At 41.0% G+C, this 22,232-nt stretch carries 16 protein-coding genes and 1 other RNA gene; 4 read left to right on the plus strand and 13 right to left on the minus strand.

Going from position 1 to position 22,232, the window contains the following annotated elements; genetic code table 11:
- Nucleotides 1-2: 2 nt before the first annotated feature.
- Together AACM45_RS19490 and AACM45_RS19495 are read right to left on the minus strand one after the other, a co-directional pair.
- Nucleotides 3-2,501 carry a TonB-dependent receptor gene (locus tag AACM45_RS19490; RefSeq protein ID WP_339144804.1) on the minus strand — a complete coding sequence of 833 codons (2,499 nt, stop codon included), beginning with the start codon at nucleotides 2,499-2,501 and terminating at the stop codon, nucleotides 3-5.
- Nucleotides 2,476-4,167, minus strand: coding sequence for a M23 family metallopeptidase (locus AACM45_RS19495; RefSeq protein ID WP_339144805.1), 1,692 nt, complete (start codon nucleotides 4,165-4,167; stop codon nucleotides 2,476-2,478). Before AACM45_RS19495 ends, AACM45_RS19490 begins: the two co-directional genes overlap by 26 nt.
- A gap of 168 nt (nucleotides 4,168-4,335) precedes the next feature.
- On the opposite strand from AACM45_RS19495, the gene AACM45_RS19500 reads away from it, so the two are divergent.
- The 4 genes from AACM45_RS19500 (at nucleotide 4,336) to rny (ending at nucleotide 6,723) form a co-directional block, all read left to right on the plus strand.
- A complete protein-coding gene (locus AACM45_RS19500; RefSeq protein WP_339144806.1) occupies nucleotides 4,336-4,626 on the plus strand; it encodes a hypothetical protein in 291 nt (96 codons plus the stop codon).
- 15 nt (nucleotides 4,627-4,641) lie between these two features.
- Nucleotides 4,642-4,938 carry a cell division protein ZapA gene (locus AACM45_RS19505; RefSeq protein ID WP_339144807.1) on the plus strand — a complete coding sequence of 99 codons (297 nt, stop codon included), beginning with the start codon at nucleotides 4,642-4,644 and terminating at the stop codon, nucleotides 4,936-4,938.
- 52 nt (nucleotides 4,939-4,990) lie between these two features.
- A non-coding RNA gene (gene ssrS, locus AACM45_RS19510) (6S RNA) lies at nucleotides 4,991-5,101 on the plus strand.
- A 50-nt stretch (nucleotides 5,102-5,151) separates the two neighbouring features.
- Nucleotides 5,152-6,723, plus strand: coding sequence for a ribonuclease Y (gene rny, locus AACM45_RS19515; protein WP_339144808.1), 1,572 nt, complete (start codon nucleotides 5,152-5,154; stop codon nucleotides 6,721-6,723).
- A gap of 112 nt (nucleotides 6,724-6,835) precedes the next feature.
- Here rny and AACM45_RS19520 read toward each other — a convergent pair whose 3' ends face one another.
- From AACM45_RS19520 to AACM45_RS19570, 11 genes are all read right to left on the minus strand, one after another.
- Nucleotides 6,836-8,887: a DUF349 domain-containing protein gene (locus AACM45_RS19520; protein ID WP_339144809.1), complete on the minus strand. Its 2,052-nt coding sequence runs from the start codon at nucleotides 8,885-8,887 to the stop codon at nucleotides 6,836-6,838.
- Between the two features lie 150 nt (nucleotides 8,888-9,037).
- Complete coding sequence (locus tag AACM45_RS19525; protein ID WP_339144810.1) at nucleotides 9,038-9,787, minus strand: shikimate dehydrogenase family protein; 750 nt, start codon at nucleotides 9,785-9,787, stop codon at nucleotides 9,038-9,040.
- A complete protein-coding gene (locus tag AACM45_RS19530; protein WP_339144811.1) occupies nucleotides 9,759-10,778 on the minus strand; it encodes a DUF368 domain-containing protein in 1,020 nt (339 codons plus the stop codon). Before AACM45_RS19530 ends, AACM45_RS19525 begins: the two co-directional genes overlap by 29 nt.
- Before the next feature lie 12 nt (nucleotides 10,779-10,790).
- Complete coding sequence (locus tag AACM45_RS19535) at nucleotides 10,791-11,708, minus strand: DUF368 domain-containing protein (protein WP_339144813.1); 918 nt, start codon at nucleotides 11,706-11,708, stop codon at nucleotides 10,791-10,793.
- A gap of 20 nt (nucleotides 11,709-11,728) precedes the next feature.
- Nucleotides 11,729-13,129: a tetratricopeptide repeat protein gene (locus AACM45_RS19540; protein ID WP_339144814.1), complete on the minus strand. Its 1,401-nt coding sequence runs from the start codon at nucleotides 13,127-13,129 to the stop codon at nucleotides 11,729-11,731.
- 86 nt (nucleotides 13,130-13,215) lie between these two features.
- On the minus strand, nucleotides 13,216-14,409 hold the full coding sequence (locus AACM45_RS19545; protein WP_339144815.1) for an aspartate aminotransferase family protein: 1,194 nt from the start codon (nucleotides 14,407-14,409) through the stop codon (nucleotides 13,216-13,218).
- Nucleotides 14,410-14,433: 24 nt separating this feature from the next.
- Complete coding sequence (locus AACM45_RS19550) at nucleotides 14,434-16,134, minus strand: OstA-like protein (protein WP_339144817.1); 1,701 nt, start codon at nucleotides 16,132-16,134, stop codon at nucleotides 14,434-14,436.
- A 108-nt stretch (nucleotides 16,135-16,242) separates the two neighbouring features.
- Nucleotides 16,243-17,232 carry a ThuA domain-containing protein gene (locus AACM45_RS19555; RefSeq protein WP_339144818.1) on the minus strand — a complete coding sequence of 330 codons (990 nt, stop codon included), beginning with the start codon at nucleotides 17,230-17,232 and terminating at the stop codon, nucleotides 16,243-16,245.
- Between the two features lie 28 nt (nucleotides 17,233-17,260).
- A complete protein-coding gene (locus AACM45_RS19560; RefSeq protein ID WP_339144820.1) occupies nucleotides 17,261-20,419 on the minus strand; it encodes a PVC-type heme-binding CxxCH protein in 3,159 nt (1,052 codons plus the stop codon).
- A gap of 61 nt (nucleotides 20,420-20,480) precedes the next feature.
- The gene (locus AACM45_RS19565; protein WP_339144822.1) at nucleotides 20,481-21,749 is read right to left on the minus strand and encodes an adenylosuccinate synthase; all 1,269 of its coding nucleotides are present in this window, start codon (nucleotides 21,747-21,749) and stop codon (nucleotides 20,481-20,483) included.
- A 12-nt stretch (nucleotides 21,750-21,761) separates the two neighbouring features.
- Complete coding sequence (locus AACM45_RS19570) at nucleotides 21,762-22,217, minus strand: Fur family transcriptional regulator (protein ID WP_339144823.1); 456 nt, start codon at nucleotides 22,215-22,217, stop codon at nucleotides 21,762-21,764.
- Nucleotides 22,218-22,232 lie beyond the last annotated feature (15 nt).

Consider the following 22,232-nt stretch of genomic DNA (forward strand, 5'->3'; position numbering starts at 1 on the left):
ATTTAGAAACGCATACTAAATTTGAGGTTAAGAATCCTTGATGTCAAAAAATTAGGAATTGCGAATTGCTGTTGTGTATCGACATCCCTAACCCAAGTATTCGTTATTGAATTTTGATTGTTAAATAGGTTGAAAATTTCAAAGCCGGCATTGAACTCCTTAAACCTATGAAGCCAATGTCCCTTCGGAAATCTATTCTCCCTATCGGTAAAAATATATGAAATTCCCAAATCAGCACGTCTGTAATCCCTTAATCTATTCTGAAAATCGTACGGATCGGCATTATTGGGTGATCCCCCAGGCACCCCTGTATTATAAACTAGGTTCAAATACAACTTCAAATTTGGTATGGTAGGCATATAGTCTTGAAACAACAACCCCAATTTAAAACGCTGATCGGTAGGTCTTGAGATGAAACCCCGGTCGTCGATATTTTCCTCGGTTCGCAAATATCCTATGCTCAGCCAAGATTCAGAACCCGGTACCAATGCACCGTTTAACCTAAAATCAAAACCATAGGCGAAGGCCTCGGCGTTATTATCGGCAACGTATCGTATGCGAACATCCTCGACAGTATAGGTATTGACATCCCTGATACGTTTGTAATAAGCTTCACTGACAAGGCTAAAAGGCCTATCCCAAAGGGTGAAACTGTATTCATTGCCCAAAACAACATGGAGGGATTTTTGTGCCTCCACTTCAGGGTTTATATTTCCGGTTCGATCCCTAAGTTCCCTGTAAAAAGGGGGTTGTTGGTAATTTCCGACCGCAAATCTAAAGAGCATATCTTTCTCCCAGTTGGGTTTGATGGCAAATTGTGCCCTCGGACTGACCAAAATTTGTGAATTGCTATCGAAACCGACCGCGTCAATACGCCAATGTTGCGCACGAATACCAAAATTATAGTAAAGGTTGCTCCCTTTCCAACCTATTCTATTATCGAATTGAAGATAGCCTGATAGACGATTTGTTTGAACGAAGTTAGTAGCATTAACGCCCTCGAAGGGTACGATGTCACCTTCAAAGGGTTCTTCAGGTTGATTGTTTATAAAACCAGGGTCTGAAGGTCGTATAAAAAAACCTGCGGAATCAATAAATTCAGATTCGCGCAGTTGATCCCTAAAATCTTCATGGGCGTATTTGATACCCCATCTAAGTGTTTTTTTATTTTTTTTAAAAATACCGTTATGTGATAAATTGAAAATAAGGGCGTCCAATTGGTTTCGCGCCCTATTTTGTTGTGAACCGATTCCCCTTGAGTCTAGAACTTCCCCTAAATTCCCGCTTCCTAAGTTGGTTTCTACATCACCTAGCTCATACGAAGCGATGACGTCTGAAAACTCTTCTTCAGTAGTATGATACACAGAAGCCGTAAGATTGATATTGGTAGAGGGGTTTAAAAGATAATCCCCTTTTAGTGCCGCGAATTCAGTTTGGTACTGATTGTTCTCTTGACCTTCATAGAAGACCAATAGCGCCCTTGGTTCAGCAATAGTGCCAAAATTTGTCTGCCGTGTTAGGGGTTCGTTCTGATAATCGTTGAGGGCGAAATTTCCTAAAAAATTCAATTTAAACCTATCGGAAAAGCGGTAGGTCAAATAACTTTGCGCGTCAACAAAGGTTGGGGTGACATTGGTCTGGGTTTGTTGGCTATTCACAAAAAGGCTATTGTTACGATAGCGCACCCCTGTAATATTCGTAAAATTTTTGTCTTTTGAAATATTTTCCAAAGTCAAGGCTGCCCCAAGTAAACTGGCGTCAATTTGCAGGGCAAAAGTATTAGGCAATTTATAGGTAATATCAAGAACCGAAGATAGCTTATCACCATACCTTGCTTGAAAGCCTCCGGCCGAGAACTCCAGATTTTCGACCATACTGCTGTTTATGAAACTGAACCCTTCTTGTTGGGCGGCACGTATTAAGAACGGCCTATAAACCTCAATACCGTTTACGTAAACCAGATTTTCATCAAAATTACCCCCACGAACATTGTATTGGGTGCTTAATTCGTTGTTAAATGAAACGCCGGGTAACAATTTCAATAAATTTTCAACACCCGCATTTGCACCGGGTATTTTGCGCACGACATCGGGCGCGATGGTAATAATGCCCTCAACATTTTTTTTTCCGGTAGGGGAAACTTCTACTTCGGCCATTTGAATAGCTTCCGTTTTCATCACCGGATTGAATTCAAACGTTTCATTGGTATTTAAGATGATGTTTTGAAGAACAATATGCTCATGCCCAATATGCGAAAAGGTAATGATGGTCTTAACATCGGGCACCAATTCCAATTCATACGCCCCGAACGCATTTGTAATGGTGCCGGTCTTGTCCGTTGAAACCGTAACGTTTTCTAGGGGCCTATTATTCTCATCAAGAACAATACCCGTAATAAGTGCGGTTTGCCCAAAAAGAAGACCAGAGGTCAAAAAAAGAAAGTAAAACAGCAATATCCTTGCTAGGCCCAAAATATTATTTTCTAAAGAAAGTCTGCTCAAAGGTAGTCGAATTACCTACATTATCAGTAACGACGACTTTAAGGTCACATTGCTTTTGGTCAGCGATTTTATCATCGAAATTATAAGTGATGGTGCTGGTCTTTGGTTCATATTCCATTAAGATCCAATCGCCATTTATCGTGGCCCTATAGGTATTGATACCGCTGAGGTCATCTTGGATTCTTAGACTTAAATACCTGTAGTTGCTAAGCCATTCCTTCGGTTTAAAGTTTTTTGGCTTTATGGTAGGGGCAATGGTGTCTTGGGCTATAGTGTACGTGCCAAGCGTTTTGGTTCTCGTAGAGAAAGTATTTGCCCTTTTATAGGTTTTGGAATATCTAAGATTACCCTTTTCATCGATTCGTGCGATAAAAGACTTTTTTCGATTGAGTTTTGGATGCTTGGTCAAGTCGAAAGAAATCGTAAAGTTTCGATGTGCCGCAACGGTTCCATCGTGAATACTTACCGTGTCTTTCCCTTTTTTTAAATCGATATAGAAGTCTTGGTAAAAAGTACTTTCAGGAAAATATACTTTCGCCCCTTCTAGGTCAAAACTATTCGGTCTACTGGCAATTACTAGGTTTTCGGTTTTTTTGATCTGTTTCTGGATTTTCAGCTCTTGCCGTTTCCCTTCGATAGGGATGCTGATTTTGATGTCATTTCCTTCAATATCGGCAATCTCGATTTCAACCTGATAACTTAGACCCTCCTGTATGTTGATTTTTCCATCTAGGTATAAGGTCTTATAGATGCTAAGTTTATTCGATTCGTCTTTAAAGCACTTTTGAATACGCTGTTTGAACTTTCCAAAATGACGGTAATCGATTAAGGTATTGATGTATCTAGTCTCCCCGAAAGAAAAGGATTCAAAATCATACTCTGAATATACTTTTCCATTAACGGTTTGTTTTACAGCGTAAACCCCATTTTTGTTGGCAGCCATATCTTGCCTATCAAAACCATTAAAACCAAAACCTATGGTGCCTATTGCAGTGACTTTATCCGCTAAAAAGGAACCATCTTTTTGTTTGGTAAAGTTCAGCTGTACCTTTTGAGCACCTTGGTTGATCTGGGCATCATCCGCAAGGGGATAACCATATAAACCGACCAAAGTCGGGTTCGTGGCATCCCGAACATCATACCCGTACAATAAGGGATTTGTAGGTTTTTCGGTAATACTGCTGCGAATTTCAAAATGAAGGTGTGGCCCTGATGATCCCCCGGTGTTTCCCGTATAGGCAATAACTTTTCCCTTTTCTACCTTTAAGTCACCGTAGTCAGGGAACAATTCTATCTCGTAAGACTGTTTTTTATATTGTTGCTGTCTGATATAGGCCTCTATTTCGGGACCAAACTTCTGTAAATGGGCATATACCGAAGTGAATCCGTTGGGGTGTGCAACATATAATGCCTTTCCATATCCCCAATGGGATACCTTTATTCTGGTAACGGTACCATCAGCGATGGCGTAAATAGGAAGTCCTTGCCTTTGTTGGGTCTTGATATCTATACCTGCATGGAAGTGATTGGACCGTAATTCGCCAAAGGTGCCCGCCAGTACCAAGGGTATATCCAAAGGGGAGCCGAAGGTGTCTTTAGGATATTTGTCTTGCGAAAATAAAAATGAAAAAACGAAAAATAACGCACAAAAAAAGCGTAACCGCATAAACCAACTGTATTTAGATACGAATTTAGGGAATACCTATTAATCTTAAAAAATTGGGGTCGTATTGATTCGGTAAAGTTGGATGGGCCATTAACATAAATTGCCAAAACTATTGCTTTGTTGGTCGAGGTTAGTTAACTTTGTTATCATACGCATCGTGATTTGCACATGGGGGAACTTGTTGAAATTGTTGATTCTTTAGAGAACAAAGTGAGTAAGCTTCTGCATAAGTTAGAGTTGCTCAGCCAAACCAACACGGAGTTAAGGGAAGAATTAATTGCCGTAAAGAATGGACAAAAAAAAGCAGAACAGGCCTTAGTGGATTGGGAAGAGAAATATAATTCTTTAAAATTGGCGAATTCGATGCTGGGTAGTAATACAAATAAAACAGACGCAAAGCTTAAGATAAATACACTCATTCGCGAATTGGATCACTGTATAGCACATCTGGCGGAATAGTGTAAAATATAATTTATGGAGGAAAAGCTCAAAATCAAGCTTTCTATTGCAGATAGGGTATACCCGTTGACTATTGACCCAAAGCAAGAAGAAGGTTTGCGAAAAGCGGCCAAGAATATTGATAATTTGGCCAAAAAGTTTGAGCAGAATTATGCTGTACGTGACAAGCAAGATGTTCTTGCCATGTGTGCGCTTCAGTTTGCCTCAAAAATTGAGCAGAGCGGGATAAATGAATCTGAAAACTTTAAATTGACCAAAGAACGGTTAAAAGCTTTGGATAATTTGATAAAGCAAAAATTGGTTTCAGAATAAGTTCTTTAAAATAGAATAGTTACTGCCCACATTGGTATTTATTTTTTGACAAACTCAACGTTATTACAATTAAAAAGGGTGAGTTTAGGTTGTAAAAGCATGCCTTACTTGTATAAGGATCCTTGAGCAGCTTGTTAGCCCTAAACCTGTTATTTAGGAGTTTGTACAAAACTTTGGCCGATGTGGGCTTTTTTTATAAATTAAAATGGGATAATGGATAGCACCACAATACTAATCATAACTGCAATAGCAGGTTTGGCAATCGGTTTTATAATAGCCAAAGTGCTAGAAAAAGGCAAAGCCGGCAAAATATTGGCCAGTGCCAAGAGAGAAGCCACTGCGATCATTAAAGAGGCCAATAAAGAAGGTGAGGGTATCAAAAAAGATAAAATTTTTCAAGCCAAGGAAAAATTTCTAGAACTGAAGGCCGAGCATGAAAAAGTTATTATCAATAAGGACAAGAAAATTGCCGAAGCTGAGAAAAGAACCCGTGATAAAGAATCACAGACCAGCAATGAACTAGCCAAGGGCAAGCGATTGAATGAACAACTAGAGAGACAGTTGAAGGAAGTTGAACATAAATCGGAAATTTTTGACAAGAAACAAGCTGAGGTAGAGAAACTGCATAAAAGTCAAGTACAACAGCTTGAGGTCATTTCAGGCCTATCTGCCGAAGACGCGAAAAGCCAATTGTTGGAGTCCCTTAAAGAAACGGCTAAAACCGATGCCATGGCCTACCTTCAGACCACACTTGAAGAGGCCAAACTTACCGCACAGCAAGAAGCCCGAAAAATCGTAATCAATACCATACAACGAATCGGTACTGAAGAAGCCGTAGAAAATTGTGTTTCGGTATTCAACCTAGAGTCTGACGATGTCAAAGGGCGAATCATAGGACGGGAAGGAAGGAATATCCGTGCCATTGAAGCCGCTACGGGCGTTGAGATCATTGTTGACGATACCCCTGAGGCAATCATACTTTCTTGTTTTGATTCAGTTCGACGGGAAATAGCCCGACTCTCTTTACATCGTTTGGTTACGGATGGACGTATACATCCGGCGCGTATTGAAGAGATTGTCAAAAAGACCGAGAAACAAATTAACGAAGAGATTGTTGAAATCGGAAAACGTACCGTGATTGATTTGGGTATTCATGGGTTGCACCCTGAACTCATCAAAGCGGTAGGTCGAATGAAATATCGTTCCTCTTATGGTCAAAACCTACTACAACACTCCCGTGAAGTGGCCAAACTCTGTGGTGTCATGGCTGCTGAACTAGGGCTCAACCCTAAAATCGCCAAACGGGCCGGACTCTTGCATGATATCGGTAAGGTACCAAATACAGAGGTAGAGGTTGAGACACCACACGCTATTCTGGGGATGCAATGGGCCGAAAAATATGGTGAAAAGAAAGAGGTTTGTAACGCTATCGGGGCCCATCACGATGAAATAGAGATGACGACCTTGATCTCTCCGATCGTTCAAGTCTGTGATGCCATTAGTGGGGCCAGACCAGGTGCGAGACGCCAAGTCTTGGATTCATACATACAACGACTCAAAGATTTAGAGGATGTTGCCTTTGGGTTCAATGGGGTGCAAAAAGCCTATGCAATTCAAGCTGGCCGTGAACTGCGGGTTATTGTTGAGAGTGAAAAGGTCAATGACGATAAAGCAGCTGAACTGTCTTTTGAGATATCCCAAAAAATCCAAACCGATATGACCTATCCGGGTCAGGTAAAAGTTACCGTTATTCGAGAGACTCGGGCTGTAAATGTGGCCAAATAAGCCTATTCGATTGAAATGGGCATTTAGGTGGTGAACAAATTTCGAGGTTCATCGATACTTCCAGAATGGAAAAATCATTTGGGCCATTGTCCGTGAAAAAGGGAATAGAGGATTATTCCTCTTCCGTATTATTTTCAGGATTAGAATCTTCCGCTTCCTCCTTATTCAGCTTATTTTCTAGGATATTCAGATTTTTGAGCTTTGTTTTCCATGTGGCGAGGGCCTCCTTATGTCTATTGATGTTTTTAATGACGTCCTTTACCACGGGACTATCTTCAGAAGCGTTGGAGAAAAACTGTAAATTGGTCTCCAATTGTCGAATCTCACTCTTACTTTCCTCTAATTTCCTTTTTATAAAAGTACGTTCGTTGCTTATGGCGTAATCGTTATCCGATTTTGCAAGTTGCTTTATTTTATCACCGTATTTCAACAATTCGGATTCTTGCTTACTGACATCAAGTTTTCTGAAGAGCGCATCGATTATTTTATTGAATTTGCCATTGATGTGCTTTTTGTTGAAAGGTACGCGTCCGTAAGTCTTCCATTCGGCTATGAATTTTTTGATTGTTGCAACATCCTTTTTTTTGTCCCCACTTAGCTGAAAGGCCTTTAAACGTTCTAAACACGCATTCTTTTGTTCAAAATTGGCCAGTTCTTCTTTTTGGTTCTCGTTTTTTTCAGCATGTAGGCGGTCAAAATAGTGATTACATGCGTTTTTGAACTCTACCCATATTTTATCGGAATACTTTCGTGGTACATGTCCGATTTTTTTCCATTCACTCTGAATGCGTTTCATTTCGGGTGTGGCCTGCTCATGATCCTCGCTGTCTTTCATTGCTACGGCCAATGCCAGTAGTTCGCGTTTTTTCTCTAGATTTTGATGCTGTTCTTTTTTCTGATTCTTGTAAAAGTTATTCTTACCACGATTAAAGTCCCTTACGGCATCTTTAAAGGCTCCCCAAGTGATTTCATTCACCCTTTGGGGTACTTTGCCCGCTTTGAAGAACGCATCGCGAAGTGCCTCAATTTCTTTGATCTGCTTTTGGATTTCTTTGTGATTATTGGAAACATTTTCTGCAATGGCCTTTATCGCACTTATTATTTCATTTTTTCTAACCAAATTTTCTTCATACCCGGCCTCTAGCTTAGCAAAATGTTCTTGCCTACGGTTATGCATCGCTTTTGTGGCATTGCTGAACCTTTCCCAAATAGCGTCCCTATGCTCTTTGGCTACCGGACCAATATCTTCTTTCCAGATTTTATGCAGCGTCTGCAGTTCCCGAAATGCCTTTCCGAGGTCAGGCTCATTTTGAAGTTCTTCAGCCTTTATGATCAATTTGAGTTTCTCTTCTAGGTTATGCTTGAAATCCAAATCGCGAAGCTCACGGTTAAGATGCAGGAAATCATAAAATATCTCAATATGATGATGGTAGGTACGCCAAACATCATTGTAATTGTTTCTTGGTATTGGTCCGGCATTACGCCAGGCCTCTTGAATGGCCTTGAAATTCTTGTAGGTAGTATTGATATCTTCCTCTACATTGACCACACCTTTGAGGTCTTCAATAATGCTTAACCTTTTCTGTAGGTTTTCTTTTAGGCTCTTTTCAAGGTTTTTATAGTATTGGTTGCGTTTTTCACGGTATTCTGAGTACACCTCATTAAACTGCCTTTTGGTAACCGAGTTGTATCTAAAGTCAATTTCGTTACCGCCATTCGCTACAAATTCTTCCTTCTTATGTTCTAAAAATTCTTGAAATTTTAAATCAAATTCATGTTTTATCTCATTTACATGTTTATTGATTGCTTGAACTTTTTCGTTTTTGACCAAACGCTGTAATTCGCCTACCAAATTCTCCATGGACATTGCATGGTAGTCTAGAAAAGGTATTTCATGTCTTTTCCCATTTTCGGCGTCTTCGGCATCCTCGGCATTTTCTTGGTCGATCTCAGACTGTACCTCGTTGTCTTGACCGGCCTTCGAAGGGGTTTGGGTATCGTCTTCTAATTTGGCGACTGGTTCGCTTATATTCGAGCTACCCTCAGGGATATCAAGTTGTTCAGGCTTGTTTTCCTCTAGGGGTTCAGAAGTGGATTCTTCTTGATGATCAGTGCTATGTTCCTTCTCCGCATCAATTTGTGCGTTGTGTTCTTTCTCGTCCATCACGATGTTCTTTATAGGTTTTGATTGATGGCATTTAACGGTAAGTTACTAACTATACCAAGTAATAACAAAGATAGTCCATATTCTTTTGATGATTTTAAGGACGGGTACTTTATTCTGGGTTTCTAATGCATTGATGGATTTTTGGGATTACCGTTTCCAGATTTGCCATGCTTTTTCTGCCTGTAGTTGTAACATGGGTAACCCGTTTTGAATCATTGCGCCATAACGTTCCCCTTGTTTTAAGAAGCCTGTTTTACTTGGATTATAGATTAAATCGAAAAGCAAGTGGTTATCGGTGATATAGTGATAGGGGATATCAGGTTCTTCATTGGTGTTCGGGTAGGTGCCCACTGGGCTGCAGTTGATAATAACCTGGTATTTTTCAAGCTTATCACGATTCAGGTCAATATATGAAAGTTGATGTTTCGAGGGGGTTCTTGAAACGTAACAAAAGTCGATTCCCAACTTGTCCAAAACATATGTGATTGCTTTTGAGGCCCCTCCCGTTCCTAAGATCAATGCCTTTTTATGGTGTTTTTTAAGATGTGGTTTTAGGGATTCTTGAAATCCGTGGGCATCGGTGTTGTATCCAACGAGTTCTTCATCGGTAAACTTTATCGTATTGACCGCGCCGATACTATCTGCTTCGGCATCAAGGCGATCTAGATATGGAATAATTTCTTCTTTGTAGGGTATGGTTACATTGAGGCCTTTAAAGGCCTGTTCGGCAATTAGGTCAGGAAAAAAGGAAATATCCTTGAGGTCAAAATTTTCATAAGAATGCCCTTTTAACCCCAGTTCATCGAATTTCTCGGTAAAATATCCTTGGGAAAAAGAATATGAAATGTTTCTACCTATTAGGCCAAACCTATTTTTTTTCCTTTCTTTTTTTTCCATACCAATCTAAACTCAATAAAATGAAGATTCCAAAAATAATGAAGAAAATCGCTCCCCAGGTATCCGTAGAAAAAATGTCGGGCCAATAGCGCCGGTAGTTCGAAATGATTTCATTTCCATTGGTGTCTAAAAGCACATTTCCTGAAGTATCCAACTTGAACATTGTTTCTTTCCAGGGCCAGATAACGCCCAATGAACCCGAAATAAAGCCTATGATCACTGCTGTTGTGATATTGTTGTAACGTTTTAACACATAGCCCAAGAGATGCGATAGCGTGACAAGACCCGTTGCCGAACCTAAGGTAAAGACCCCTAAAATGGTCAAGGCATGTATTCGAGCCCCATTCTCCATGAAACTGAAATCACCTCGAAGTATTTCTGCGAATGTATCGTAAAGACTGTTTACCGAATCTACCAGTAACAAGACATAATTGCCTATTAGTATTAAAATGAACGATCCAGAAAGCCCTGGAAGGGTCATGCCCGAAACACTTATCATACCACAGAAAAAGATAAACAGAAGATGGTCGTTCTCTTTTGCAGGATTCAAAAAACTTATCGAGACACCTATCAAAAGTCCGACGATACATGCCGTAATGGTTTTTTTGTTCCATTGCCCAAAGTCTTTTGATATGTAATAAATGGAACCCAGTACCATACCGAAGAACGCGGCCCATACAAACAGTTCCTTTTTCTCCAAAAAGTAGTCCAGTAAACGGGAAACGCTGAAATAACTGATGAGCATCCCGGTTATCAGCAAAATCAAAAAAGTAGCGTTGGTGTAATGGTAAAAGCTTTTAAACCTTCCATTAAAGAGCAGCTTTAACGCTTTTAGATTTATTTTTTGAAGGGAATAAATGAACTCTTCATAGAATCCGCCCACAAATGCCACAATGCCACCTGAAACTCCGGGAACCTTGTTGGCGGCACCCATAAAAAGGCCCTTGATGATTAAAAATAACTTATCTAAAAGTGTTCTGTTCTGGTGCATAAAGGGACTTCCCTATTTTTTGGAAGCTATTCTTTCCAGTATAAAAATAAGGGAAAAACCTAGTAAAGCCAGTATTATGGCAAATGTGAGTTGTGGGTCGCCATCAAAAGCCAAAGGTGAAATATTGTTTTCTTTTATCGGTATGATCTTGTCATCAAAGACCTTACTTTGCAAAACTTCTTTCCAAGGCCATATTTTGTTCAAAGATCCCAATATAAAGCCGGTTAATAGAGCGAGTGTGGTGTTACGATAATTCTTGAACATCCACTTTAACAGTCTGGCAAAACTCAATAAACCGAATATTGCCCCCACTGCTACCGTGATGACCATTTTTAGGTCACGTTCGTGAACTGCGTCGAGAATGGTCTTATAAGAGCCGAGCAATACCAAAATAAAGGCCCCTGAAATACCGGGCAATATCATCGCACATACCGCTAAGGCCCCTGATAAGAATAAAAATGGATAACTATCTACGTTTTCGTTTGGCGGTAATGTCGTTATAAAATACGCGATGCAAGCCCCTGCAATGAGAACAAGTATGGATACGACATTCCATTTTTTGATTTCCTTACCCACCAAGAAAATACTCGCCAGTACCAACCCAAAGAAAAACGACCAAAGTAAGATGGGTTGATTTTCCAACAACCAACTAAGAAACTTGGCCAAAGAAAACAGGCTTATAAAGATACCGGTGAATAGGGCCAACAAAAAATTGCCATTAAGCTGTTTCCAAAAAGCACTGAACCCCTCTTTTTTTAAGACGGTAAAAAGTTTAAGGTTGATATTGTTGATAGATGAAATCAGTTCTTCATAAATACCTGAAATAAATGCAATTGTACCGCCGGATACGCCCGGCACAACGTCGGCAGCACCCATTGCCATTCCCTTAAGGGTAATAATGGTGTAGTCAACCAATTTACGAGCCCCCATGCTTACGTGTTATTTTAAGATTAAGTCGATGCTTTTTTATTGTTTTTGAAAATATCCTTAATCCAATTTACGTTTTCAAATTCAGGAAAATTATTCTTAAAGTAAACCGCTTTTCCTGCATTTAATTGTAGGGCCGTATTTAATTTTTCCTTAGCTAGGGCAGTTTTATTTGATTTCAGGTAGAGCCCTGAAAGCTCATAATACATTTCGGCATTATCGGGGTAGAATTCCAAGCCTTGTAACAATACTTGAATGGCGGCATTATAATCATTTAGCCTAGATAGTACGGCCGCCCAATTTTGCCACGTATCCAATTCGTAATTGCCAAGATCGACAGATTGTTTAAATGCGAAATCCGCTTCATCAAAATTATTCAAAGCAACATAGATATTGGCACTTTTCTTCCAATACTGTGCGTTTTCGCCATCAATGTTTATCGCTTTGTTGATGTAATGCTGTGCTTTAGGGTAATTCCGTTTTTTAGTGTAAAACTCTGTTATCGCGATCCAACCCTTGTCCAATAAGGGGTCTTCATGAACCGTGTTGTAATAATAATATTTGGCCAAATCATCATTGCCCAACCGTTCGTGGCATTTACCTATCCTAAGATAGGCATGTGAAGTTGGGTCATCAATGTTTATGGTCGTCTGATAACTTTCTATCGCCTCGTTGTATTTGCCCAATTTCTCAAGAACCTTACCTTTCTCAAAATAGGCCCCTAAGAAGGAATCGTCTGAAATAATGGCAAAGTCAAAGGCGGTAAGTGCCTCTTTTAGCATTTTTTTCGAGAAATACATTTTACCCAATTGGTGCCACGCGACCTCACAATAAGGGTTTCGTTCTAGATAATCGTTCAAATAGATGATGGCGCCGTCAAAATCTTCTAAGAACTCAAAGCAGTAAATAACATTGTAAAGCGAAGAGTAATCGTTCTCATCATAATCCAAACACTTCATAAAACTGTTCTTCGCCTTTTCAAAATCATCCATGAACAAATATTCCATGCCTAACAACGAATAAACGTCAAAACTATCTTCGGCCATTTGAAGTGCCTTGAGTAACATTTCAACAGCTCCCTGATGATCATCTTGTTTCGATAAGATATTGGCCCGTTGAATTAAGATCTCTTCATTGGTGGTATCTATGATCTGCAGTTCATCCAACAAACTTTCGGCGGCCTCAAACTGGTCTTCAAAAACCAATACCTCCACACGAAGCAACTTTAATGCTATCGAATTCGGATGTTGCCGCAAACCTATCTGAATCGCTTTTTTACCCAAGGCCACTTTACCAATATTCAAGTAGTGGTGCACAATGCCTTCAAAGTCTTCGGCATCAAAGAAATAAACGTCATCCGTTTTGAGCATGGACTCAAATTTCAGAATTGACTTGTCTGTATTTTCGTTAGATTCTAACGCCATAGAAACCTGTTTGTTTACCTATGGACTTAAAATTAGCTTTTAAATAGGCTGATTTTAGTCCTAGATTTGGGTTTGTTATTAACAATTTAGTTAACAGAAGCAGTTTCGTAATTATGCAACAACCCTATTATTTGGTGGCATCCCTTCTTGATCTCATCATCTGTAATGGTGAGCGGAGGCGATATACGCACCGCCTTGGGTTCGAATAAAAGCCAAAACAGAATGAGCCTTTTTTTTGCGGCTTCCAAAACCAAATAATTGGCTATTTCGACATTTTCAAGCAGCATTGCCAACATTAATCCTTTTCCCCTAATTTCTTTAATCAAAGGATGTACCAAAAGCTTTCGGAACAGTTTTTCTTTTTCGAGGGTCTGTTTAATTATTTGACTTTCAGTGATTTCCCTTAGGGTTGCCAAACATGCTGCGGCTATGACAGGATTACCGCCAAAAGTGGTAATATGCCCTAATTTTGGATTTTCCCTAAGCTGTTGCATCATTTCAAATGAAGCTACAAATGCCCCTACGGGAAGCCCAGAGGCCATCCCTTTACCAATGACCAAAATGTCAGGGGTAATATCATAATGTTCAAAAGCAAAAAGTTTACCTGTGCGACCGAACCCAGGTTGAATCTCGTCTAGGATCAATACTGCACCCACTTCGTCACAGCGTTTGCGAACTTGTTGAAGATACCCTTGCCTTGGCATTATAAACCCGGCTCCCCCTTGAATGGTTTCTAAGACCACTGCAGCGGTCTTGGTGGTAATTTTATTGAGGTCTTCTGTGCTATTGAACTCGATAAAGGCAACATCAGGAACAAGCGGACGAAAAGGCTGTTTTCGTTCTTCAAATCCCATTAAGCTCAAACTACCCATGGTATTGCCGTGATAGGCATGGTGGGCAGCCAGCAATTGTGAACGCCCCGTGACCCGGCGTGCTAGCTTTATGGCCCCTTCTATTGCCTCGGTGCCTGAATTCACCAAATACGTGGTCTCAAGATTTTCTGGCAGGTATGAAGCCAACATTTTTGAATAGGATACGGCCGGTTCTTGAATATACTCGCCATATACCATCACGTGAAGGTATTGTTGCGACTGTTCGTTGATGGCTTGAACTACCTTCGGATGGCAGTGCCCCAAGCTGCACGCTGAAACACCTGCCACAAAGTCTAAATGGGCATTTCCGTCAGTGTCATAGATATAGCTTCCCTGAGCATTGGAAACTTCAAGGGCTAAGGGGTGTGGAGTCGTTTGAGCCTGGTATTTGTGAAAATCCGCCTTCATGGTATAACAGTTTGTCAAATACAACTACTGTGTGTTGCCCAACTTTTTCAGTACGGGCCGTTTGGGTGTTATCGCTTTTGAATTTTGTTTTGGAATCGAGGGGTCTAAGGGTGGCAATCCATTGCGTTCCCTTTCTTCGGTGTCAATATCCACAGGATTATCGATACCCCTGATTTTGACCAATTCAATCGAATTGTCATCTTCATCGAAAATGTCATCTTTAGTTAAAATGCGCTCATCACCACGCCAAATAAAGCCCTTTAATTTTCTACCCTCGACCGGTAAGTCTTTTTCCGGAAAAATATTCCCATCGGGATTTACGAAAAAAGTAATGTCATCAATATCACTATTTTCCATCAATAGCCTGATTTTACTACATATGGTTTTGTCTATACCGATTAATTCATCGTCGTCATTGTAAATGTAGTAAATGACTTCGGTATTTTTGACCAAGTCAATGATCTTCAACTCATTTTCAATGAACTTGCCATAGAGATTAACTCCTTTAGCCTGGTTATACCCCGTTTTTCCTATGGTATCCAAGGCAATGATAAATGCGTTTTCAATTACTTTCAGGGAGTCTAACTTTTCGGTCTCTAAATCAGAAATAAGATAGATGCTATCGCCGGTCATTTGATTGTCCACATTCCATAAAATAGGATTGGTAATCAATTCGGTGACCCCTGTTTTCTCTTTAGAATGAATGGAATCGCATTTACCGCTTAAATCGGTTTTATAGAACTTGGCATTTCTGAAGGCCCGCAATTCCCTATTTTCAGGAGGCCCCGTTACCATAAGCGTGTCGCCATGAATGTAAAGTGAATCTAATTGAACCAAACTAATGGCTACGGCACGTTTTGTGGCAAAAACGGAATCTTTTTCTTTGAATATCTCTGCGTAGTGCGCCCGAATAACACCGTCGTTGATGGTATCGGTAACCGTAATATTATTGGTTGCCGATGCGAAAGAAGTGGTTTTGTCAAAATAGACACTATCACCCTCAATAATTCTGTTACTGTAATTGATTTTTGTGTTTTTGACCCCATAGCCCTGTTCTACCTTGGTATCATAGAATCCGCGTTCACAATAAATCGTATATTCTTCCCCGACAATGGTCGAGGGCCCGTACATATAGGCGTTTTTAGAAATTCTATAGTAATCCAATTGTTTTGAATCAATAGTGTATTCTGGGTTATCGATATGTACGCTGTCTTGAAACTGCACTTTCTTCAATTCCATAAAATACGTACCGATCTTACTGGTCAGAACGTTTGCGGAATCGACTACTTTACCACCTGAATCGTAGAAAGATTGTTGTTTTTCGCGGTTAAAATAAAGGGTATCGGTCGTGAGGGTCATTTGACCATCGGTAAGGTCAACATTTTCCCATGCTTTTGCAATTTTGGTATTTCCGTCATAATTGATCTTACCACTGTTCATTTCGACAGAATCACCCTGTTGCAAACGTACGTTACCAATGGCCCTTAGCTTATTTTCGGCAGCGTAGAAAATAGCAATGTCACACCATAGGTCTGCGCCTTGATGCTCAAATTGAACTTGACGTTCTTCATCTTTACTAAATATAGAGGCACCAGGTGCGTTTATCTCATCTTTTGAGAATGTTCCACCGTAAACAATATTTATTTGTTTTCCTTCCTTCGTGGTAACCTGAGCATTGGATATAAGTAGAGAAAAGAGAAAAATAAAAAATAGAACTCTTGTCAAATCATCAAATTTTGATCAAAAGTAGCTTTTTTAGTGCAGTTGTCTACTTCCCTTGCTTGTTTTCAGGCCATAGTTTAACAACAATTTACAAAATAGACTTTATTTGGTTTATTCGATTTGTTGCGGTTTTTGCATTGGTTTATACCGTTGGCCAAAGCCGGAATTGTTTGGTTCATAGGCAACATCCAAAGAAACATTGGCTCCGTTTTCAGGAATTTCGTTTTCTCTTTCCAAGGCCCAATATATTCCATTGAGCGCAATTTTCCTGACTCCAGCAAGTTTGAAGTCGTAAGGGTGGCCTAGGGTGGTAAAAAATACCCGTGATGGTTTTCCGGACTTTCCGGTATAGCTTTTTGTCCATGCCACCGGATTGGTCATTGGGTATTGGTCTAAATTGCCTTCCATTTGGTGTTTTGATTTCAATGAGGTTCCCTGTAAAATAGGGTTGCTGTCCCCATATAATTTCCAATCACCACCATTCACATGGTAGAGCCAAGAAAAGGTTTCCATGGGTTCAAAACCGTTGAGTATGGGATGTGCTTCTTGGTCTTCTATGGTGACCACCTTTGTTAATGGATTGGCACCATCATCAAAATGGCCGTGGTGGGTAATCCACTGTTGTCCGAATACTTTCGTGGGCCATTCATCATTCCAGTATACCAAACTGGAGTCGTTTTCATATTTAAAGGCATGGGTGGCGGTTCTGAAACCCACGATGGGCCTTCCCGATTCAGCGTAATCAACGATATGGTTGCGCTCTTGTTCAGGCAAGGTTCTATAGCGGGTGAAAATGACCATTAAATCGGCATCTTCTAAGGCTTCAAGGCCCGCAATATGGTCAGTGCGGTTTGGGGCAATATACCCTGCGGAATCCAGCGCATAGCAAATCGTGACTTTGGCATCAAGCTCCCGTTTTGCCAATCTTGCCAGCATCGGCATGGATTCTTCCGATCTGTATTCTTCATCTCCGGTCACAAAGACGATATGTGGTTTTTTTTCTTCTATCGGAGGTTTTTTTTCTTCCTTCTTTTTTTCATTGCATGCCATGGATAGTATCGCTAGAAGCACCAGCATCCCTATTCTTTGTACGTTTTGCATTTTCATCGTGTAAGCTGTTTTTATGTTCTTATTGGTCGGGGTGTAGTTTTAGTAACTCGTCGGGTGTCCAAAAGCCTTCTTTGTCCTTGGTGGCTTCCCTGACTTGTTTTACGGTCTCGGTTTTTACGACACTGGCCTTGTTTCCGAAAGCGTTTCTCACATAGGTCAAGACAGCGGCAATTTCATCGTCTTTTAAAATATCGCCAAAAGCGAGCATGGGTACTTGGCCCTCATAGTGTATACCCATAACGTCCATGGGGCCGTAGAGGCCATTTAACGTCAGTTTGATAAGCCTTTCTTGACTACCCAGAACCCAATTTTGATCTACCAGGGTCGGATAGCCCCCTGCTTGTAACCCTCCACCGTTTTTTTGATGACAGGTAATACAATAGCCTTCCGTTTCATAGATCTTTTTACCCTTTTTAAAGGTCTCAAAATCCTCGCCCTTTAAATGCGAAGCGATGGCCACATCTGGGTCGGCTTCCTTATATACCCCTGACAACCTCGTTTTGGCAAAATCGAAGGAATCTTGCATCCATTCATCCAAGGGTGCTTTTTCAGCTACGGCAAGAATATCTTCCCCGGTAGCTTTGTCCATCCATGTAGCGGCAACTACGGCCTCTAGGCGTACCCTGCCATGGGCATCATCCGCAGCTTTAAGTAATAACTCTTTTTGATTGGGTAGGCTGTTACCGGCATAACGGACTACCCGAACGGCTGCCGCCCTCACTCGGTGGTCTTTAGCAGTGATGGCATAATTTAATAAGTCGGAATCGATTTTATTTATTCCCCATGATACCCAAAGTGCTTCCAACATATGATGTTCATAATTCGCCTCTGAGCTATCTAGATTAGCGGTCCATTCCTTTAACTTCTTGCTGACCTCCCCTGAATTTCGAGATCGAAGCTCCCTTCGTGAGCGGTACCTGCTTCGATACTCGGGTAATTTTAAATTATCCAGTAACTGTGTTATCGTAGCATCCTCGATTTTGGCCGGTGCTACCAAAGGCCGAGATGGATAGGTTATGCGATAGATACGCCCGTGTACATGGTCCCTTAAGGGATCGCGGGCGTTATGCTGCATATGTCCAACCAGTACATTGTGCCAATCCACAAGATAAAGGGAGCCGTCAGGTGCGAATTCGATATCAACGGGCCTGAAATTAGGGTCATTACTCACCAACAAATCTTGTCGGTGTTTGGTGTCATAACCTGTTCCGGATTCTTGAACCTGGTGTTGTTTGAGTCCTAAAAAACCTATGGTATTCCCTAAAAGGATATCACCCTGCACCTCATCAGGAAAGTGCCTACTCGAGATAAATTCCAATCCTGAGGTGGGCCTGACCCGATGTGCTTTTTCGATTAAATCCCTGGTCATGGGCGAGGCAACACCATAGATGGGGTTTAGGGTACTGGGCATTAGCCAATGCATCTTAGTACCTGAAGTCTCAAGAAAAAAGTCTTGCCCCCAATCATCAAAAGCAATCCCCCATGGATTCGGAATATTGACCTGTGCGGTTCTTTCGAGTCGTTTTTGTTGTGGTGAATACCTGTAAAACCCACCATTGGTAGCCCTAACGGGACCATAGGGGGTCTCTATATTACTATGCAAGAAAATACCTTCTGCCATGTAAAAGGCTCCCGAGGGATCAGCTGTAAAGGCAGAAATGGCATGATGGGTATCATGGTCATCAAAACCACTCAAAATAATTTCCTCTTTATCGGCTTTATCGTCCCCATTGGCATCTGAATACAGCTTTAAATCGGTACTTTGACTAACATAAACCCCCTCTGGTGCGAACTCAAAACCTATGGGAAGGTGCAGGTTATCTGCAAACGTGGTCTGTTTGTCCGCTTTACCATCATGATCGGTATCTTCTAAGATGATCAATTTGTCGGCCGGTTTGGGGTCCCCTGGTTTGTAGTGTGGGTAAGAAGGCATGGTCGCTACCCATAGCCTGCCTTTATCATCAAATGAAATCTGTACGGGGTTTGCCAAATCAGGAAACTCTTTTTCAGAAGCAAAAAGTTCGATTTTATATCCTTTCGGAACTTTAAACGAACTCAAGGCGTCTTCTCCGTATAGGTAGTTTGCAGGGTCATCGCTATCGCCCATTTTATAATTGGTCGTTATAGGGGGAAGCTTAGAGGTATTTTCATCTGCGGTCACCAGATCGTACGCCTCCCCCTGTGCCACCGCCCAGATTAAAGAGTCCCTATTTGCGGTCAGTTCCCTGGTTTTTTGTATTTCAAAAGGGTAATTATCTTGGCCATATGGGGCATGTCTTCGCCCGAATACGTGCACGCCATTTGGAATTTTATAATCATTATGCCAATAAAAATTTTTCTGGGCCACCGCCTCGTTGATGGCGGCCCTCTTGGCCTCATCTAGACTGGTAACCTGACCAAAAATACTATTTGACAAGAGTTTCGCCAATCGGGCATACCCCAAGGCATTTAACTGGAAACCGTCTATAGTCAGCTGCTCACCTTCAGTAAACCACTTTTTACTTGGATTAAAAGCGTCAACAAAAATTACGTTGTTTTTTTTACTGATATCTTGTATGCCCCTCGTATATAATAGCAAATTTTTATTGGTTTGCTCCCCATTCGGAAGGTCTTGTGTTTCAGAGAGATCTTCAAAAGCTATAGGGGATACTAGAACCAACTTGGGTGGATTTTCACCATTATATTTTTGACCTAGGGTATGTTTGACGAAGGCATCCAATTCATTTTTGAAATTATTCAAGCCAGCTTCACCCTCAAAAGACTCATTGTACCCAAAGAATGCGATAATGATATCTGCAGAAAGTCGCTGTAACCATTCGTCTGGGGATTCAAACACCCCTTCGCTACCTGAATTTCGGGCCAATTCCGTTTGAAACTTTTCCGCACCATCAAATGCCCAAGGGTTCATTCGACCTGAATGCGGTCGAAACCCTGGGGTGTCACCGGGGTCACAAATATTACGGATAAATAAATTGCTTTCAGGGTAACGCAAGTGCATTTCGGTCTCGAAATGCCCATATTCCATCATACGTGACCCCAGGTTATTACCCAAAAGAACGATGTGGCTATCAACCTCAATTTTGGTATTGTCTTGCCGGTTACAACCTTGGTGGAGTAAAAGGGTCAGTGCACCGAGAAAAATAAAAGCACCATTAAGCGCGTATTTGCTACTTTTCATATTCAACGATTAGGATATTCGTTAAATATAAGCAATCAAGTCGCTATTAAAAAGTATGCGGTTAGCGATGTATGGTTTGTGTTCTATCGGGCCCTACTGATACAATTTTAATGGGTACGTGAAGTTCTTCTTCCAAAAAGGCAATATAGGCGTTCAGCGCCTTCGGAAATTCCTTTTCAGAAGTCAGTTTGGTCAAATCTTTTTCCCAGCCTTGCATTTCCTTGTACACCGGTGTCACATTTTCGGTCTCTATGTTGTAGGGTAAGTGTTTGATTTCTTGACCTTTGTATTGGTAAGATGTGCATACCTTTAAGGTGTCAAACCCACTCAATACATCACCTTTCATCATCATAAGTTCGGTTACGCCATTTATCTTTACGGCATACCTCAAAGCAACTAAGTCTAACCATCCGCAGCGTCTGGGTCTTCCTGTGGTGGCCCCGAATTCATTACCGACACGCCCCATGGTCTCACCGGCCTCATCAAAGAGTTCGGTAGGGAAGGGGCCACTGCCCACTCGTGTGGTGTAGGCCTTAAAGATACCAAGTACACGGCCTATTTTATTGGGTGCGACGCCAAGTCCGGTACAAGCTCCTGCTGCTGTGGTATTCGATGAGGTTACAAAGGGATACGTACCAAAATCAATATCTAACAAGGATCCCTGCGCCCCTTCGGCCAAAATCTTTTTACCCTCGGTCATTGCGCTGAAAATGAACTCTTCGCTATCAATGAACTTAAGTTTTTTAAGTTCATTGACACCTTCTAGAAATTCAGCTTCCAGTTCTTCTAGGTCGTATTGAATGTCAACATCATAAAAACCGATCATGGCCTCGTGCTTGTCAGCCAGGGTGCGGTATTTTTCCTTCCAATTATCAAATTCCAAATCCCCGACCCGCATGCCGTTTCGACCTGTTTTATCCATGTACGTCGGACCAATACCTTTTAAGGTCGAACCGATTTTGGCCTTACCCTTCGAAGCCTCTGATGCGGCATCAAGCAATCGATGCGTAGGGAGGATCAAATGTGCTTTTCTCGAAATGAACAATTTCGAAACGATGTCGATATTGAATTTTTTGAGGTTATCAAGCTCTTTCTTGAATATCACAGGATCGATAACCACCCCATTGCCAACGACATTAATGGCATTTTTATGGAAAATACCTGAGGGAATGGTGTGAAGAACGTGTTTTATACCATCAAATTCCAAGGTATGGCCGGCATTCGGTCCTCCCTGAAATCTTGCGATAATGTCATAATTTTTAGTGAGAACGTCAACTATTTTACCCTTTCCCTCGTCTCCCCATTGGAGTCCAAGCAATAAATCTACCATGAATGTTGTTGGTTATTCGGTTAGTTTTTCTTCTTTATTTCTAGTTCCGTAGAAGTATAATGAATGGTTACTGATCTTGATGTCGAAAACCTCTTCGATTGTTTTTTTGATGGATTGGATACGTGGATCACAGAATTCCACAACTTCACCGGTATCAGTTAAAATTACGTGGTCGTGCTGCCGGTCAAAATAAGATTTTTCGTATTGCGCCTGGTTTTTCCCAAATTGGTGCTTGCGAACCAATTTACATTCCAATAAAAGTTCTATGGTATTGTATAAGGTTGCCCTACTTACCCGGTAATTTTTGGTTTTCATCTTGATGTAGAGTGATTCCACATCAAAGTGGTCGTCACTCTCATAGATTTCTTGAAGAATTGCGTAACGTTCAGGTGTTTTCCGGTGACCGTTTTCTTCCAAAAAGGTGGTAAAAACGTTCTTTACGATTTCCTGATTTTTAAGGTTGCCCATGATGCCAATACTATC

It is taken from the genome of Croceitalea sp. MTPC5 (genome assembly GCF_036985505.1).
Classification (GTDB): domain Bacteria; phylum Bacteroidota; class Bacteroidia; order Flavobacteriales; family Flavobacteriaceae; genus Croceitalea.

Bases quoted from the DNA above. Each gene is read 5' to 3' on its own strand.
- rny (WP_339144808.1), top strand. From the start codon at position 5,152: ATGGATAGCACCACAATACTAATCATAACTGCAATAGCAGGTTTGGCA.
- AACM45_RS19525 (WP_339144810.1), bottom strand. From the start codon at position 9,787: ATGGAAAAAAAAGAAAGGAAAAAAAATAGGTTTGGCCTAATAGGTAGA.
- AACM45_RS19530 (WP_339144811.1), bottom strand. From the start codon at position 10,778: ATGCACCAGAACAGAACACTTTTAGATAAGTTATTTTTAATCATCAAG.
- AACM45_RS19540 (WP_339144814.1), bottom strand. From the start codon at position 13,129: ATGGCGTTAGAATCTAACGAAAATACAGACAAGTCAATTCTGAAATTT.
- AACM45_RS19545 (WP_339144815.1), bottom strand. From the start codon at position 14,409: ATGAAGGCGGATTTTCACAAATACCAGGCTCAAACGACTCCACACCCC.
- AACM45_RS19500 (WP_339144806.1), top strand. From the start codon at position 4,336: ATGGGGGAACTTGTTGAAATTGTTGATTCTTTAGAGAACAAAGTGAGT.
- AACM45_RS19565 (WP_339144822.1), bottom strand. From the start codon at position 21,749: ATGGTAGATTTATTGCTTGGACTCCAATGGGGAGACGAGGGAAAGGGT.
- AACM45_RS19560 (WP_339144820.1), bottom strand. From the start codon at position 20,419: ATGAAAAGTAGCAAATACGCGCTTAATGGTGCTTTTATTTTTCTCGGT.
- AACM45_RS19570 (WP_339144823.1), bottom strand. From the start codon at position 22,217: ATGGGCAACCTTAAAAATCAGGAAATCGTAAAGAACGTTTTTACCACC.
- AACM45_RS19505 (WP_339144807.1), top strand. From the start codon at position 4,642: ATGGAGGAAAAGCTCAAAATCAAGCTTTCTATTGCAGATAGGGTATAC.
- AACM45_RS19495 (WP_339144805.1), bottom strand. From the start codon at position 4,167: ATGCGGTTACGCTTTTTTTGTGCGTTATTTTTCGTTTTTTCATTTTTA.
- AACM45_RS19520 (WP_339144809.1), bottom strand. From the start codon at position 8,887: ATGGACGAGAAAGAACACAACGCACAAATTGATGCGGAGAAGGAACAT.
- AACM45_RS19555 (WP_339144818.1), bottom strand. From the start codon at position 17,232: ATGCAAAACGTACAAAGAATAGGGATGCTGGTGCTTCTAGCGATACTA.
- AACM45_RS19535 (WP_339144813.1), bottom strand. From the start codon at position 11,708: ATGGGGGCTCGTAAATTGGTTGACTACACCATTATTACCCTTAAGGGA.